This window comes from Vibrio sp. 16, assembly GCF_963681195.1.
In the GTDB taxonomy this organism is placed as follows: Bacteria; Pseudomonadota; Gammaproteobacteria; order Enterobacterales; family Vibrionaceae; genus Vibrio; species Vibrio sinaloensis_D.
In genome coordinates this window covers 1,546,264-1,561,972 of the sequence record NZ_OY808997.1, presented here as the reverse complement: position 1 = coordinate 1,561,972, position 15,709 = coordinate 1,546,264, and the positions used below count along the sequence as shown (strand labels likewise).

Below are 15,709 nucleotides of genomic sequence, written 5' to 3'. Positions count from 1 at the left end.
CTACCACATCAACCCCTTTTTTGGTTTCTTAAGAGTCGTTACTTCTTAGTGTGGAACTGCTCACAGGCAATCATGGTGTTTTCGATAAGGCTTGCTACTGTCATCGGGCCAACGCCACCAGGAACAGGGGTAATGAAACTCGCTTTTTCACGGGCTTTGTCATACTCCACATCGCCTACCAACTTTCCTGACTCCAAACGGTTGATACCCACATCGACCACGACCGCGCCTTTTTTAATCCAATCACCGGGGATAAAGTTCGGTTTACCAACAGCAACCACAACAACGTCTGCTTGGCGAACATGGCCTTCTAAGTCTTTGGTAAAACGGTGACAAGTCGTAGTGGTACAGCCTGCTAGCAGGAGTTCAAGCGTCATAGGACGACCCACGATGTTTGAAGCGCCGACCACAACAGCGTGCTTGCCGCGCAGTTCAATGTTGTAACGGTCAAGTAGCGTAATGATGCCTTTTGGTGTGCAAGAACGAAGTTTTGGAATGCGTTGTGCCAATCGCCCTACGTTATAAGGGTGGAAACCGTCCACGTCTTTTTCAGGCGCAATGCGCTCAAGAACATGCGTTGTATCAATGCCTGCCGGAAGGGGCAGTTGAACCAAAATACCGTCAATCTCAGAGTCTTTGTTCAGTTCATCAATTAGCGCAAGCAACTCTTCTTCCGATGTGGTTGCAGGAAGGTCAAAAGACTTGGATACGAAGCCAACTTCTTCACAAGCACGACGTTTGCTACCGACATAGACCTGAGAAGCGGGATCTTCACCCACGAGTACCACAGCAAGACCTGGGGCGCGCAAACCGTTCTCGATACGAGCTTTTACGCGTGCTGCAACTTCGGATCGAACAGTTTGGGAAATGAGAGTTCCATCTATATTTTGAGCAGTCATGACTTTCCTTTTGAATTGATAAGGCAAATTATTGGCGCAGCATTGTCGCAGAAATTCAGTTTAACATCCATACGCAAACGTTTGCTTTGAGGTGTTTTTGAGCGCTTATTGATTTGATGACCTTTTTTTAGGCATTCAGATCAGAATGTTATGAAAACCCGTTGATTTAAGCGTTTGAACTCGTATAATCCTCCCCTGTAGCGCGCCCTTAGCTCAGCTGGATAGAGCACGTCCCTTCTAAGGATGTGGTCATAGGTTCGAATCCTATAGGGCGTGCCATTTATTCGAAAAGCCCCGATAGCTCAATGAGTTGTCGGGGCTTTCGCGTTTTGGAAGCAATGTTTTATGCTTTGGCTAGAGATGCTTTTATCGTAAAGAAGAAATGTATGAGCACGATGCGAAATTTAGCCCTCTTTGATTTTGATGGCACCATCACCAGCGAAGATACCTATTCAAAATTTCTATATTTTGCCACACCTAAGCCACGGCTTGTTATTGGGTTATCTTTCATATGGCCTGCGATTGCTTTATATCGATGTGGAGTGTTGCCCGCCAGCCGTTTGCGACCTGTACTCTCATTTCTCGCTTTTTGTCGACGTGATGTAGACGAGGTAGAGTGCCTTGCAAAACGGTTTACCCAACAATATTTACCAAGCGTGATCAGAGAAATTGCTCAAACGCGTATCGATTGGCATTTAGAACGTGGCGATGATGTTTTTGTTGTGTCGGCAGGCGTGAACCCGTATTTGAGTATCTGGACTGAAAATCAAGGTATCAAGTTGGTGTGTAGTGAGCTCACTAGACGCAATGGTCGATTCACTGGTCGCTACCAAGGTGGTGACTGCAGTCGCGAGAACAAAGTTCGGCTGCTAGCAAGTCGTGTGGATGTTTCCGCTTACACTAAGGTCTTCGCTTATGGCGATACCTTCGAAGATGTCCCCATGCTGCGTATTGCTGATGAAAGCTACCTTAACTGGAAACCATTCGGTGAAGTAACGCCTGACTCCATTAAAGCATCTTAAAAAAGAAACGCTTGCAGCGAGTTTTCACTAAAATAAAATCTATATCGAAACGTTACATATTAGTTCTGCTGATAAGTTAAATAGCAGTCAATATGCCTAAAGATGTCACGGAAATAAGGTGTAACGTTTTATGGAACAAGTCCAAGATAGTTCTGAACTTCAACTGCAACTTGCCAGCCGAGGTTCTCGCTTAGTCGCTGCGTTGATAGATTCTATCGTCTTATCTATTTTCATACTTCCCTTGATGTACTTTACGGGAGGATTTGAGAGTTTTACTCAATCCCCCCCGACAGAGCCAAGTTGGGGGTACCTATTTTTACTAGGTATTCTCAACTTCATTTTATTTGCTATTATCAACCGTAATTTACTGCGAGATAAAGGCCAGACAATTGGCAAAAAATGGATGAAGATAGGAATTCGCAATCAACAGGGGGATCTACCCAAGCTTAACGAGTTACTGTTCAAACGGTACGCCTACTATTTTTTGATTGGTTATGTACCGCTTATCGGTGGTGTGATAAGCCTTGTTGGCGTTTTGCTCATCTTTGGTAGTTCTAGACGTTGTTTGCACGATATCATTGCCTCGACGCAAGTTATTCGTTTGAATGATTGTTAACTCAAAGGCAACCGCCATACTATAGCAACGCAGATTAGCGTTGCTTTTTTGTTTCTGTACATACGCAACGCTTTTCGGTAGCATGACCTCCCTTCCATGAATGAACAGTGTTTGTTCAGCTTCGATTTTAGTTCTTCAGTTTAGACATCATGCGCAGTATTCACACTAAAATTAAACCTGAGTTTGAGCCTTTGTTGTCAGAGCTTGCGCTGCATGCACTGCTTCATCTATACACGAGTAACGCAGGTAAGGTCTCACTCAAGCGCTCACGCAGCGATGTGAATGATGTCATTTCAGGCTGGCTCAACAAGGCATCTAACAGTAAGAAATATAAGCCGTTTAAGAAGAAGATCCGTTCGCTTGTTACTCACGCACGCTCACAACGTCTCGACATGGAAGCGATGTTGGAAAATTTGTTACCGCCTGAGGGTGGGGATGAGTTACCTCACCTTGATAGCTTCCTGCTGCTCATCAATACACTAGAGAAAGAGCTAAATACGACGGTACTGGTATCAAGTCCGGAATCCGTCGACCTTCAGTTTAATCCCAAAGGGTGTTTGCTGTGTGTATTGTCTCAAGATCTGAATGCGCATTTTAGCGAATGTAACCGCTTTATCGCCGATATTTCGATGTTGTTCCGTGGTACCAACGGTGAGAAACATGCTTTCTTAAGAACGATTTACTCATCCTCAATTTTTGAACATAAAGTCGAATTTGAAGATGGGGAGTTTGTGAGGATAACTTTAGTGCTTCGCTAATTAAACGTAGTGCAACTAAAGTTTATTTATCTCTGGGTTGTTTCTCCCAATAACGCTTATTAAAAATGAGTTAGCGGGTTTTTAATAAAAAATGGTTTTATATTATCATTCTCCCTTACGAGTTACTTACTGATTATAAGTGTATCAATAATGAGATGTCTCATTATTGAACAGAGATTCCCCCCATCTATTATTGAAGTCTTTCTTATATCCAACGATATTCTCGCTTCCTAAAATAAAAAAGGAAGTCCGTAATGGAACACAAATATATTTCCCTGACAGCAGTGTTAATATCGTTGAACTCAATGACGGTTTTTGCTTCTGCTGAAGAAGGTGTAGGTTGTATTGTTAGCAAAGAAACTGGAGATAAATACTGTTTAAACGTAGGGGAGCGCTCAGGTTATTCTCTCCCCTCTTTTATTTATGAACATGAAGTTGATGTTTATGCTGGTGCCGGCGCAGGGGTGATGCTTAGTGATTGGGACAATTTATCCTATAACCGTTTGGCGGTTTTTACTGGTTATACTCCCAATTCAGAACTAGAAGCTGTAAAAGCATATAATGGTAAAGTACTAGACTTCTCTGCACCTCGTTCAATGCGAGTTGTTTCTCGCTCTCCTGAAGTCGAACCAGTATTGGCTTGGTCTTGGCAAGGAAGCAGCTTCATGCCGGAATATGACCAAGTGATTGTTTCTCCGGTTGTTGTGCAGTTGAACGATGATAACAACGATGGAAGTATAGATAACCAAGATACTGCGGATATTATCGTCATTACGTTTGAGGATAATCAATATACCGACGGCGGATTAGTTCGTGCGCTGAGTGGTGTCGACGGCAGTGAAATTTGGGATTACAGCAACGGTGGTGTTATTGCCGATGCGAGGTATTCAGTAGCAGCTGGTGATCTCGATGGAGATGGAATTGTCGAAATCATTACCAGCAATCGAGGAAGTACCCACTACAACGTTCTCGATAACGCAGGTAACCTGAAGAAAAAAATTGACAAAAACCAGACGGGTGGCCGTACTATTGGACAAGTTAGTATTGCAGATTTGAATAACGATGGGACTGTCGAAATTATTGCACCAGATGGTGTCTATAATTATGACTCTGGTCTGTCACTATTTAGTTATGCTTGGACGCCTTCCCCTATATCTATCGATTTTGATAGTGACGGAAAACAAGAAGTATTTGCCGATCAAACTCTATTTGACAGAAATGGTGGGGCGATTTGGAACCATCAATCAGCGAGTAAGGTTTGGTTTTCTTCTGTCGCGAATCTAGATAGCGATGTTAGCCCTGAATTAATTGTTTCGTCGCCAGCTTCCAAGTCCACATCTGAAAACAGTTTCATCTCCGTTTTAGAACATGATGGGACCGTCAAATGGAGTGTAAATAATACAAGTAACCCTGGTGGAGGAGTGCAAGCTGTTTCCAATTTCTTGGGATACCCTGTTGAAACCGTAGTGAAGGAATCAGATCTTTTTGGCTTCGAGTATGGTGATGATAAGCGCTTAGCTGTGGGTAATGACAGCTTGTTGTACGTAAACTCTGGTCTGGCTATCGATGCGGTTGGTACAACACCGACAAATTTATTTGGTGGGAATGGTGGCCACACTAATAGCCCCGTAGACCTTACTGAGGTACGTAAAATAGCCATTACTTCGGGTAAGTATTATTGGGGCGGTAAACACTTATTGGCATTGAAATTCTTTATGAATGATGGAACTACGGAGATGTTTGGGTCCAAGAATTCATCTTTCTGGCAGCAAACGGATTATTTCCATGTTCCGCAAGACAGCGAAATCAGCGCGGTGAATGTTTGGTCAAATGGCTGGTTAGTTGAGGCTTTGCAGTTTGAACTTACTTCGGCACAGTCAATTAACAGTACTGGTATCGTGTACGCTGGTTACAACGCCGTAGATATGTACGACCGTACTGGGCAATTGGTTTGGTCTGTACCTAACGATGACTCAAGTAGTGGCAAAATAGGCGTATCTGCTTATGATTTTGATGGCGATGGTATTGATGAGGTACTTGTTCAGGATCATATGCGAGTAAGAATCTTAGATGGTCGAAGTGGTCTTGTGCTAAATGAAATTACAAATTCGACTGGCACGTTGTGGGAGTCACCGGTTGTCGCGGATTTAGCTGGTGACAACAATGCAGAACTTATTGTTGTTGCTAATGACTACGACTCAAGATACTCGTTCAACCATGGCGTATACGTATTTAAGTCCGCGGATCTTAACAAGCCTTGGAAAAACGCTACTCGAATTTGGAACCAACATTCTTTCCATCAATCGAACATCACGCAAGAAGGTGCTATTCCTAGCAAGTATGAGCCTAGTTGGTTGACGCACAATACGTATCGTTCGAGTACATTACCGACGAAGAAGGGTACAGGTACTGACATCATCGGTTTCCCAACAGGTAAGCCTACCAACGTAGATTTGGATGATGAGCTTTACGTACGATCTGGCTGGATGATCGATGCTTTAGGCGAAGATGATGACGAAATGGTTGGCGGACCAGGTGGTGTTCTTGGTATCCCTGTTGACTTAGAAAAGGTAGCGAAAATTGAAGTAACTTCAGGCACGTTTTACTGGGGTGGAAATCATATCGTTGCACTGACGTTTACCTATCATGATGGAACTGTCCTGTTTTATGGATCAAAGCATTATGCCCATTCTCAGAAAACAGATATTGTTGAAATTCCTTCGGGTGAAGAGCTTGAAGAGATCAATGTTTGGAGTTCTGGACGGTATGTTGATGCAGTACAATTTATTCTAGATTAATCGAAACAAATGCCAGCGTTATCGCTGGCATTTTTCTACGCCAACTTAAACTCCTGTAATTGATCGTGAACTTGGGCTACTTCAGTTTTATAGTTTGTGACAATACTATCCATGTTCGCTGCAAGTTCTCCTGTCCTTAAGGCAATTTCCGCCAGAACATCGATATCTTTATCAACATCTTCACTCGCTTTGGATTGCTCCGTTGTTGAATTGGCGATGCTAGTTATGTGTTGATTTACGGTTTCAATGAGATGTTCGAGTTGTGAAATGCTCTCATTTACATCAGATACGGAAGTGAAAGTTGCATCAGTGGCCTCACGGCTTTTATGCATATTACTAACTGCCGTCTGCGTGTTAGTGGTGATGTTGCCCAGCAGTTGAGAGATATGCTCGGTTGCTTCTTTACTTCGCTGTGCCAAATCGCGCACTTCAGAAGAAACTACAGCGAAACCTCGGCCATGTTCGCCTGCTCGTGCCGCCTCTATTGCGGCATTCAAGGCCAAGAGATTGGTTTGTTCAGATATGCCATTGATGGTGTCGACTATTTTGCTGACACTCTGTGCATCTTTTTCGAGTTTGGCCATGCACTCTTGAGTCTGCTCTATTTGTGAAACTAAGGCTTCGACTCTTTGATAAGAGTTACGGCTTTGGGACTGGCAACTCAATACCTTGTTGGTCATTTGCTCTGTTTCCCGAAGTGCTCGCTCTGAAGAGGAAGCGATTTCAAGGCTAGACTGAGAAAGTTGTGTCATCGCTGTGGCAATGTTGTTGCATTTATCATTGGTCTTTCGGCTGCTATCGCCCAAATCACTTGCACCTTTAACAATATGGTCCAAGCGCTCGTTACTGTGGTCGTTGGTTTCTCTGATGCTGCCTAGTAGTTTTTTGATACTTTTTGTCAGGTCATTAACACTTTGAGATATGTGGCTCAACTCGTTATTTCCCGTATCAGGCAACTGTATGCTGAGGTTACGTTGGTTGGACATGTTGGAAAGGTTGCCTGTCACCATATTGACTTGCTGGCGGAGCCCGCGTACTGAGATCAAAACGCCAAACATGAGTATGGTGCTGATCCCAAATGCAGCAGCAATAATCAGGCTCATGTTAAAGGCCGCGCTGTCAGCTTGGTTATCTGAAATCACGACCATCTGATCCTTAATGCCGTTGCGGATAGCGTTAATTAATTTAATTCTATCCGTCGCCATAGCAAACCAAGCCGATGGCTCTGGTCCGGTAAGCGCAGCGAGTGTACCTTTCTGGTCGAGAAATTGCTGTTGGATCGTTTCAACTGATTGCCAAGCTTGTTGTTGTTTGGCTCTTGTCAACTGGTCTAGGAGGTGACTTGGAAGCGTAATCTTGGCTTGTCGCGCAGCATAGTCGCCAGATGCTAGATAGTTTTGGATGGCAACATATTGCCCTATTGTTGAATTTTTGCGAGAAAAAGCACCGTTTAGAGCGCCTCGGACCTGACCCGCTCTTTCTTTTATCTCCATGACGGCGATCAGACTTTTACTTAGGCTGACAACCTCTGGGTTCGATAGTTCGCCACTGATGATAGACGCGTTATCAATTGACAACTGATTCAAGTTGGAATAGTACCCAAACGGAGACAACTTAGGTGAGAGAGTATCGACCTGACGACGTACCTCATTCAACTTCGCCAGTTCATTGGCGACATCTGATTTAAGCTTGGTTTGCCAAGGGAGTGGCAAAGTGTCGTCAGAGAATGACATTAATTTTTGAACGTGTTGATCGGCCTTTTTACGATGAGCAATCAGAGCCTTCACTTGCTCAGGATTACCCTTACTACCCAACACACCGGCGCTCAGACCACGCTCGACCGCAAGGTTATGGGCAAGATTGTCATAAAGTAAAATCAATTCAGTCGCAGACTTGTCGCTGTTGGCGTTTTCTAAGGTAGTTCGATAGTTGAGGACTAACTCTACCGCCAGCGATAGCGAGATAAGAATGGGTATCCCTGCAAGAAATAGCACTAAGTGATTAAGGCTAAACCTGTGAATTAAAGTATTCATTAACGCTCCTAGCAAGACTGTTGTTGTTATTCAATTAGTATAAGACGTTAAAATGGGAAGGCGTTGTACGTAGAGATTAAATTAAGAAAAATGAATAGGTTCGCACTTGTTGTGTGATCGAGTTCATATGTTGTTCATGGGCAGCATTTCAAAGTACTTGGTGTAATGTCATAAAAAGTTCATTGAATACAATATTGAGGTTTATTCAATAATTCATCATATTGTAATGACTATGTAACAAAATAAGGAGTGCCTATGCAGCATCAAGAAATGATTCAACCCACTCATCTTGGCGTGATCAGCCGAACTTGTTTGTTTTCTATTTTTGCTATTTTCTTTGTCTTTGCTTTCATCTAAATGTTAACTGAACTAAGCCTTAGTAAGTTTGTGGTTACTTACTTCTTCTTCACTTATTAGGGCGGTTCACTGGCTCTTGTCGATAAGGTTGTGATATTTTTGCTGTATCCGCTTATTGTTAAAGAGTTGTATACCAAATGCCTCTGCTTATCCCCAATTTATCCAATCGATATGCTGAATTACCAAATGCCTTTTACTCCTTGGTGGATCCTCAACCATTGGAAAACAGCCATTGGATAGCATGGAATAGCGTACTGGCCGAGCAACTTGGGTTACCTGAAAATCAGCCAAGTGGTGATCTGAAATATTTTCTTTCGGGAGAAGGGGACTATCAGACAACCCCAGTACTCGCAATGAAATATGCAGGTCATCAGTTTGGTAGCTATAACCCTGATTTGGGTGATGGTCGCGGTTTATTGCTTGGTGAAGTGACGTCGCCCACTGGGCAAATGTTCGATATTCATCTAAAGGGTGCGGGACTCACTCCTTATTCCCGTATGGGAGATGGTAGGGCGGTACTACGTTCTACGATTCGTGAATATCTTTGTAGTGAAGCGATGGCAGGGTTGGGTATTCCCACCACTCGCGCTTTAGGGATGTTGACCAGTGACACCCCAGTTTATCGAGATAAAGTGGAAAGTGGCGCTTTGTTGCTGCGTGTTGCTGAAAGCCACATCCGATTTGGTCACTTCGAGCACTTTTTCTACACCAATCAATTAAGTGAGCTGAAGCTGCTGGCTGATAAAGTGATCGAGTGGTATTGGCCAAAATGCTTAGATAGCGAATCTCCTTATGCTGCGATGTTTGCAACCATAGTCGAGAAAACCGCACACATGATCGCCTATTGGCAGGCATATGGTTTTGCTCATGGCGTGATGAATACCGACAACATGTCCATTTTGGGTCAGACGTTTGATTATGGTCCGTTTGGGTTCTTGGATGATTACGAGCCGGGCTACATCTGTAACCATTCCGATTATCAAGGTCGATACGCTTTTGACCAACAGCCCAGAATTGGTCTTTGGAACCTATCGGCTTTAGCGCACGCGTTATCCCCCATTATTGATAAGAGCGAACTTGAACAGGCTTTGAGCCAATTTGAAGTAACTCTGGGCAAAAAATTTAGCCGACTGATGCGAGCAAAGCTCGGCCTAAACTGCAAGCTGGAACAGGATAGCCAACTGTTCAATGCGATGTTTGAGTTACTTCACCAAAACCGAGTCGATTACACACGGTTTATGCGTGAACTCTCCAACCTTGATACTCAACCTGTTCACAACGTCTCAGATCTGTTTATTGATCGAGAGGCCGCGAATGCTTGGCTTGAACTCTACCTTGCTCGTTGTGAATGTGAGGTGGACGAGGCGGGGCAAGCCATCCCATCAACAACACGTTGTGAAAAAATGCGTCAGGTAAATCCGAAGTACATTCTTAGAAATTACTTGGCTCAAATCGCTATTGATAAAGCCGAGCAGGGTGATTTCAGTGAAGTAGAAGCGCTTGCTGAACTGCTAAAACATCCATTTGATGAGCAACCCGATAAAGACGCCTATGCGAATCTGCCTCCGGAATGGGGCAAGAAGATGGAAATCAGTTGTTCGTCTTAACAAGATGAATGACTGATAGATCTGTTTTTATTCGCATGACAAACTTGTGAACCTCGTCTGCACTTTGTTCAAATTATGCAAAATAATCAATCAGCTTCTGAGTACCATCTCACTACACTAATAGCCAAGCATCATTGGTAATGAATTAGGGTTTATGAGCGCTAAAATACTTGTTGTAGATGACGATCAAGAGATTCGAGAACTGTTAGACGAATATCTAACTAAGTCGGGCTACCTTGTAGACACGGTCGCAGATGGGGAGCAGCTTAAGCTACACCTAGAGCAAACTGGTTATCCAGAACTGGTTTTGTTAGATGTAATGCTACCAGGCGATGATGGCTTTACCTTATGCCAGTATATTCGTCGAGAGTCTAGCGTTCCGATCATCATGCTCACTGCGGTATCGGATGAAACGGATCAAATCATCGGCTTAGAAATTGGCGCTGATGATTACATCGCCAAGCCTTTTAACCCGAGGCAGCTTGTTGCGCGCATCAAAGCCGTGTTGCGTCGGGTGCAATTGAGTGACGACAAACCAGCGGATGCGCTCCCTAAACATATCACCTTTGGCGATTGGCGCCTTGATACCCTCGCACATAAGATTATCCACCTTGAAAATGGCCAAGAGCATGATTTATCTGGCAGTGACTTCGCGCTTTTGATGCTGTTTTTAACTCGTCCGAATGAGGTCTTAGACAGGGATACGATTTCATTTGCCACTCGCGGTAGAGAAGCGTTGCCGTTCGAGCGCGGAATTGACGTTCAATTAAGTCGCTTGAGAAACCGTCTAGGCGACAGTGGTAAATACCCCCAGTACATCAAAACCATGCGGGGTAATGGATATATTCTGGCTGTGCCCGTTACTATCGAGCATTAACGAATGCTGAGTTTACTGCGTCTCATCAAGCCAAACTCACTGGTGACTCGAACCTTGGGTCTTGCGCTGTTGGCGGTGGTGTTGGCGCAGGGAATCGCGACCGCCATTTGGTACAGTGAGTCAAAGCAGAAGGAACTGGCGGGTATCCAAGATGCGTCGCAAAGCATGGCCAATATGTTTGCCTCCACGGTGACCTTCTTTCAATCTCTGCCCGTGCGCTACCGACACATCGTTTTGGACCAAATTCGCAATATGGGCGGTACGCGTTTTTTCGTCTCGTTTAATAAAGAAAAGCTGATTGTTGAACCGATAGAAGAGACTCGTCTAAAACAGGCTTCTATCCAAGCCGTGTCTTCTGTGTTGAATCAAAAACTCACCAAGGTGGATTCAATTTCCGTTGATTTCTCGCGTCCTGATAATCTGCGGCTCCTTAAAAATGACATTTACCTGCACGATCTTCCGAAATCTTGGGCGCATCATACGTTAACCTTGTCTCCGATAGACCCTCCGATATTGGTAGTACAAATTGAACTGAGCAGTCATGAGTGGGTGTACATAGCGGCGTTGTTGCCCGCACCGTATGTGACTTTAGATGATACGGTTATCGCTCGCGAGCAAATTGTCTTTTTAATTCTCTCAACGACTCTGCTATTGGGTTTGACCTATTTACTGATGCGTCGCCAAGTCAAACCGTTGAAGCGATTAGCCAAAGCGGCGAATGAAATGAGTATGGATATCGATCAGCCTCCGCTTGCTGAAGAAGGGGCAAGTGAATTAGTCACAGCGACTCGGGCTTTCAATCGAATGCAGCAACGTATACGGCGTTATGTCGCGGATAGAGAACATCTGTTTTCGTCCATCTCTCATGATCTAAAAACCCCGATAACTCGTCTTCGTTTACGTGCTGAACTTCTGGAAAATGACACAAAGCGCAGCAAATTTAATAAAGACCTCGATGAGTTGGAAATGATGGTCAAGGGGGCGCTGCAATGTGTCAGAGACACTGACTTACACGAAAACAACGCCTTTATTGACCTCAATGAGATGATCTTGTCTGTGATTGAACCCATGAACCACAGAGTGCAAGTCGTGGCGTTCGTGCCGGTTCCGATGGATCCGATCGTTGCTAAACCATTGGCGATGAAACGGGTCATCACCAATATTCTCGATAACGCCGTCAAGTACGGTACCAGCGCCGAGGTATCCATCGGCGTTTCAGATGAGTGGATTACCATCACGGTTGATGATGCCGGCCCTGGCATTCCCGAAGAGAAACAAGAGCAAGTGTTTGAGCCCTATTTTAGGTTGGCTGACGATGACCAAGGACATGGTTTAGGGCTTGGAATCTGCCGCAACATTCTCCATGGACATGGTGGAGATCTCATTATTAGCAATCTTCCTAACGGCGGTCTTCGCGCGCAACTCTTTATCCCACCTAGCTTAGAAGTCTAATGTAACTTTCTTGTTACATTGGCTTTACGCTTTGTTTCAATCAAAAAATTCTATTTGGATAGACTCCATAGTGTTCAAGCACGAAGTGAACGGGTCAGGAATGTGGTCGGCCCTGATTTCTAATCCAATACATGGAAGATAACAATGAAAATGAATAAAACCCTACTTACTTTATCGCTCTTGTCTGCCTCTGCTCTTTCTCATGCGGGAGAAGTGGAAGTGCTTCACTGGTGGACTGCGGGCGGTGAGGCCAAATCTGCTGCTGTACTGAAAGAGATGCTCGAAAAGCAAAACCACACATGGAAAGACTTTGCGGTTGCAGGTGGCGGCGGTGAGTCCGCGATGACGGTATTGAAAACGCGTGCGGTCTCAGGAAACCCTCCTTCAGCGGCGCAAATCAAAGGCCACGATATTCAGGAGTGGGGCGGATTAGGTTTCTTAACGTCTTTGGACAAAACAGCGAAAGCAGAACAGTGGGATTCAATCCTTCCATCAGTCGTGACTAAAGTCATGAAGTTCGATGGCGAGTACGTGGCGGTTCCTGTTAACGTTCACCGCGTAAACTGGTTATGGGCAAACCCGGAAGTATTGAAAAAATCGGGCGTTGAATTGCCAACCACATTAGACGAGTTCTTCGCAGCGGCAGAAAAGATCAAAGCGGCTGGCTTTGTACCGCTCGCGCATGGTGGCCAACCTTGGCAGGATGCAACCGTCTTTGAAGCCGTTGCTTTGGATGTTCTTGGCAGCGAAGATTACAACAAAGCCTTTGTTGACCTAGATATGGATACCTTGTCAGGCGATAAGATGGTAGAGGTGTTTACCAAGTTTAAGAAAGTGCGCGACTACATTGATGCGAACTCTCCGGGCCGTGACTGGAACGTAGCAACCTCTATGGTCATCAACGGTGAAGCGGCGATGCAAATCATGGGTGACTGGGCAAAAGGTGAATTCTCTGCAGCGGGCAAAGTACCGGGCAAAGATTACATCTGTGCTCCTGCGCCGGGCACGGATGGTCAGTTCACGTTTAACATCGACAGCTTCGCATTCTTTGAACTGAGCAATGCAGCGAATCAACAAGCTCAGCAAGATCTGGCGAAAACGATTTTAACCAAAGAGTTCCAAGAGGTGTTTAACCTAAACAAAGGTTCAATTCCGGTACGTCTTGATATGGACATGAGTAAGTTCGACCAATGTGCGCTGGACTCAATGGCAACGTTCAAGGCAAGCGCGAAATCTGGCGACCTAGTGCCGAGTATGGCGCACGGCCTATCGACGACAAGTTACGCTCAAGGCGCAATTTATGATGTCGTTACCAACTTCTTCAACGATGACTCCGCAGACCCTAAAGAGGCGGCTCAGAAGCTAGCAAAAGCGGTTAAAGCGGCAATCTAACTTAGTCGTTAGAACACTCATCACCCCCAAAGGGCGAGTAGGCTTGTGGGGAGCCTATTCGCCCTTTCCTTAATCTCTAACCCGGATTTAGGTTAGATAAGATGACGTAAGGATTCGTTATGGAGCATGTTGTATCTCGGTATGCCAATAAGTCTGCGCCAAAGCCAAGCTTTGCTGACAGATTGCAGCGCTGGCTACCGAAAATCGTTCTTGCGCCGACCATGTTAGTCACCGTGGTGTGTATCTACGGTTATATTTTTTGGACGGCTGCACTTTCAATGACCAACTCTCGCTTTCTACCAAGCTTCAATTTTGCTGGCTTTATCCAGTATGAAAAGTTGATGGAAAATGACCGTTGGCTCACTTCAATTACCAATTTAGGTATCTTTGGCCTGTTGTTTATGCTGATTGCGATTGGTCTTGGAGTAGGTCTAGCAATATTGCTTGATCAGAATATCCGTCAAGAAGGGGCAATCAGAACCATTTACCTTTACCCAATGGCACTCTCATTCATTGTGACGGGTACCGCATGGAAGTGGATTTTAAACCCGGGGCTTGGCATTGAGAAGTTGATGCAAGATTGGGGATTCACGGACTTTAAATTTGATTGGCTAGTGGATTCCGAAATGTCGGTTTATACACTCGTTATTGCAGCGGTTTGGCAATCTTCAGGCTTTGTTATGGCGATGTTTCTCGCTGGGCTACGCGGCATCGATTCTTCAATCATTAAAGCAGCACAAATTGATGGTGCAAGCCTGCCAACCATTTATTGGAAGATCATTTTACCTTGCTTGCGTCCCGTGTTTTTCAGCGCCGTTATCATTACCTCTCATATTGCGATTAAGAGCTTCGACTTGGTGACAGCAATGACGGCGGGTGGTCCGGGCTACTCTTCCGATTTGCCAGCTTTGTTTATGTACGCACACTCATTCACTCGTGGCCAAATTGGTTTAGGTGCTGCCAGTGCGATGATGATGTTAGCGGGTATTTTGGCGATTCTCGTGCCGTACCTGTACTCAGAACTTAGGGAGAAAAAATCATGACCAACAACATGAATTTTGCCCGCCTATTTATTTACGCATGCCTCATCTTTTTCTGTGTTGTCTATTTGATGCCGCTGTTTGTGATGGTGATAACTTCGTTCAAGACGCTACCTGACATCAAAGCAGGGAACTTAATGTCGCTGCCGAAAGAGTGGGTGTTTGATGCTTGGTATAAAGCGTGGGATAGCGCCTGTACGGGGGTGAAATGTGAAGGGGTGAAAGGGTATTTCTGGAACTCATTCCAGATGGTGATCCCAGCGGTAGCTATTTCTACGTTACTTGGGGCGTTTAATGGTTACGTTGTGACCAAGTGGCAGTTTCGTGGCTCTAACCTGTTTTTCAGCTTGCTGCTCTTTGGTTGCTTTATTCCGTTTCAGGTGATTTTGCTCCCTATGGCGGCGGTGCTTGGTAAATTAGGTTTGGCCAACACCACAACGGGGCTCGTGATTGTTCACGTCATTTACGGTATGGCTTTTACTACCTTGTTCTTCCGTAATTTTTATATTGGCATTCCAGACGAATTGATTAAAGCCGCCAAACTTGATGGCGCGGGCTTCTTTACCATTTTCTTCAAAATCCTATTGCCGCTGTCGACACCTATCATCATGGTGACGGTCATTTGGCAATTTACCGCAATTTGGAATGACTTCTTATTTGGTGTGGTCTACTCAGGCTCGGAGACACAACCTATAACGGTTGCCCTTAACAACCTTGTTAACACCAGTACGGGAGTTAAAGAATACAACGTAGATATGGCTGCGGCCATTATCGCAGCTCTACCAACACTCCTTGTCTATGTACTGGCAGGAAAATATTTTGTTCGCGGCCTAACGGCAGGATCAGTAAAAGGATAAT

General features: G+C 44.8%; 12 protein-coding genes and 1 tRNA gene. 11 read left to right on the top strand and 2 right to left on the bottom strand.

Annotated elements, in window-relative coordinates; genetic code table 11:
• Window positions 1-38: 38 nt before the first annotated feature.
• A complete protein-coding gene (gene folD, locus U9J37_RS06850) occupies window positions 39-899 on the bottom strand; it encodes a bifunctional methylenetetrahydrofolate dehydrogenase/methenyltetrahydrofolate cyclohydrolase FolD (protein ID WP_005473355.1) in 861 nt (286 codons plus the stop codon).
• 202 nt (window positions 900-1,101) lie between these two features.
• Between folD and U9J37_RS06845 the strand changes: the two genes are divergently transcribed.
• The 5 genes from U9J37_RS06845 to U9J37_RS06825 all read left to right on the top strand — a co-directional run bounded on the left by U9J37_RS06845 (window position 1,102) and on the right by U9J37_RS06825 (window position 6,093).
• A tRNA-Arg gene (locus tag U9J37_RS06845) sits at window positions 1,102-1,178 on the top strand.
• A gap of 107 nt (window positions 1,179-1,285) precedes the next feature.
• Entirely contained in the window at window positions 1,286-1,921 is a 636-nt protein-coding gene (locus U9J37_RS06840) for an HAD-IB family hydrolase (RefSeq protein ID WP_005473389.1), read from the top strand.
• A 130-nt stretch (window positions 1,922-2,051) separates the two neighbouring features.
• Window positions 2,052-2,537: an RDD family protein gene (locus U9J37_RS06835; protein WP_005473332.1), complete on the top strand. Its 486-nt coding sequence runs from the start codon at window positions 2,052-2,054 to the stop codon at window positions 2,535-2,537.
• A gap of 149 nt (window positions 2,538-2,686) precedes the next feature.
• Window positions 2,687-3,295 carry a DUF2913 family protein gene (locus tag U9J37_RS06830; protein WP_005473342.1) on the top strand — a complete coding sequence of 203 codons (609 nt, stop codon included), beginning with the start codon at window positions 2,687-2,689 and terminating at the stop codon, window positions 3,293-3,295.
• 254 nt (window positions 3,296-3,549) lie between these two features.
• Window positions 3,550-6,093 carry a beta-prism lectin domain-containing protein gene (locus U9J37_RS06825; protein ID WP_043887126.1) on the top strand — a complete coding sequence of 848 codons (2,544 nt, stop codon included), beginning with the start codon at window positions 3,550-3,552 and terminating at the stop codon, window positions 6,091-6,093.
• A gap of 35 nt (window positions 6,094-6,128) precedes the next feature.
• On the opposite strand, the gene U9J37_RS06820 is transcribed toward U9J37_RS06825, so the two are convergent.
• Window positions 6,129-8,126, bottom strand: coding sequence for a methyl-accepting chemotaxis protein (locus U9J37_RS06820; RefSeq protein ID WP_043887125.1), 1,998 nt, complete (start codon window positions 8,124-8,126; stop codon window positions 6,129-6,131).
• Window positions 8,127-8,620: 494 nt separating this feature from the next.
• On the opposite strand from U9J37_RS06820, the gene U9J37_RS06815 reads away from it, so the two are divergent.
• The 6 genes from U9J37_RS06815 to U9J37_RS06790 all read left to right on the top strand — a co-directional run bounded on the left by U9J37_RS06815 (window position 8,621) and on the right by U9J37_RS06790 (window position 15,708).
• Window positions 8,621-10,090 (top strand): protein adenylyltransferase SelO, encoded by a 1,470-nt coding sequence (locus U9J37_RS06815; RefSeq protein ID WP_005473344.1) that lies wholly within the window; start codon window positions 8,621-8,623, stop codon window positions 10,088-10,090.
• A gap of 154 nt (window positions 10,091-10,244) precedes the next feature.
• Window positions 10,245-10,967, top strand: a complete 723-nt coding sequence (locus U9J37_RS06810) for a response regulator (RefSeq protein ID WP_005473362.1) — start codon at window positions 10,245-10,247, stop codon at window positions 10,965-10,967.
• A 3-nt stretch (window positions 10,968-10,970) separates the two neighbouring features.
• A complete protein-coding gene (locus tag U9J37_RS06805; RefSeq protein ID WP_005473349.1) occupies window positions 10,971-12,419 on the top strand; it encodes an ATP-binding protein in 1,449 nt (482 codons plus the stop codon).
• A gap of 144 nt (window positions 12,420-12,563) precedes the next feature.
• Complete coding sequence (locus U9J37_RS06800) at window positions 12,564-13,811, top strand: ABC transporter substrate-binding protein (RefSeq protein ID WP_005473443.1); 1,248 nt, start codon at window positions 12,564-12,566, stop codon at window positions 13,809-13,811.
• Window positions 13,812-13,930: 119 nt separating this feature from the next.
• Window positions 13,931-14,854: a carbohydrate ABC transporter permease gene (locus U9J37_RS06795; RefSeq protein ID WP_005473402.1), complete on the top strand. Its 924-nt coding sequence runs from the start codon at window positions 13,931-13,933 to the stop codon at window positions 14,852-14,854.
• The gene (locus U9J37_RS06790) at window positions 14,851-15,708 is read left to right on the top strand and encodes a carbohydrate ABC transporter permease (protein WP_005473363.1); all 858 of its coding nucleotides are present in this window, start codon (window positions 14,851-14,853) and stop codon (window positions 15,706-15,708) included. The genes U9J37_RS06795 and U9J37_RS06790 overlap by 4 nt, the downstream gene beginning before the upstream one ends.
• Window position 15,709: the final 1 nt, after the last annotated feature.

What these genes read in the sequence shown, in the direction of transcription:
- U9J37_RS06800 (WP_005473443.1), top strand. Translation starts at nt 12,564, where the DNA reads ATGAAAATGAATAAAACCCTACTTACTTTATCGCTCTTGTCTGCCTCT.
- U9J37_RS06840 (WP_005473389.1), top strand. Translation starts at nt 1,286, where the DNA reads ATGAGCACGATGCGAAATTTAGCCCTCTTTGATTTTGATGGCACCATC.
- folD (WP_005473355.1), bottom strand. Translation starts at nt 899, where the DNA reads ATGACTGCTCAAAATATAGATGGAACTCTCATTTCCCAAACTGTTCGA.
- U9J37_RS06815 (WP_005473344.1), top strand. Translation starts at nt 8,621, where the DNA reads ATGCCTCTGCTTATCCCCAATTTATCCAATCGATATGCTGAATTACCA.
- U9J37_RS06805 (WP_005473349.1), top strand. Translation starts at nt 10,971, where the DNA reads ATGCTGAGTTTACTGCGTCTCATCAAGCCAAACTCACTGGTGACTCGA.
- U9J37_RS06835 (WP_005473332.1), top strand. Translation starts at nt 2,052, where the DNA reads ATGGAACAAGTCCAAGATAGTTCTGAACTTCAACTGCAACTTGCCAGC.
- U9J37_RS06820 (WP_043887125.1), bottom strand. Translation starts at nt 8,126, where the DNA reads ATGAATACTTTAATTCACAGGTTTAGCCTTAATCACTTAGTGCTATTT.
- U9J37_RS06825 (WP_043887126.1), top strand. Translation starts at nt 3,550, where the DNA reads ATGGAACACAAATATATTTCCCTGACAGCAGTGTTAATATCGTTGAAC.
- U9J37_RS06810 (WP_005473362.1), top strand. Translation starts at nt 10,245, where the DNA reads ATGAGCGCTAAAATACTTGTTGTAGATGACGATCAAGAGATTCGAGAA.
- U9J37_RS06830 (WP_005473342.1), top strand. Translation starts at nt 2,687, where the DNA reads ATGCGCAGTATTCACACTAAAATTAAACCTGAGTTTGAGCCTTTGTTG.
- U9J37_RS06795 (WP_005473402.1), top strand. Translation starts at nt 13,931, where the DNA reads ATGGAGCATGTTGTATCTCGGTATGCCAATAAGTCTGCGCCAAAGCCA.
- U9J37_RS06790 (WP_005473363.1), top strand. Translation starts at nt 14,851, where the DNA reads ATGACCAACAACATGAATTTTGCCCGCCTATTTATTTACGCATGCCTC.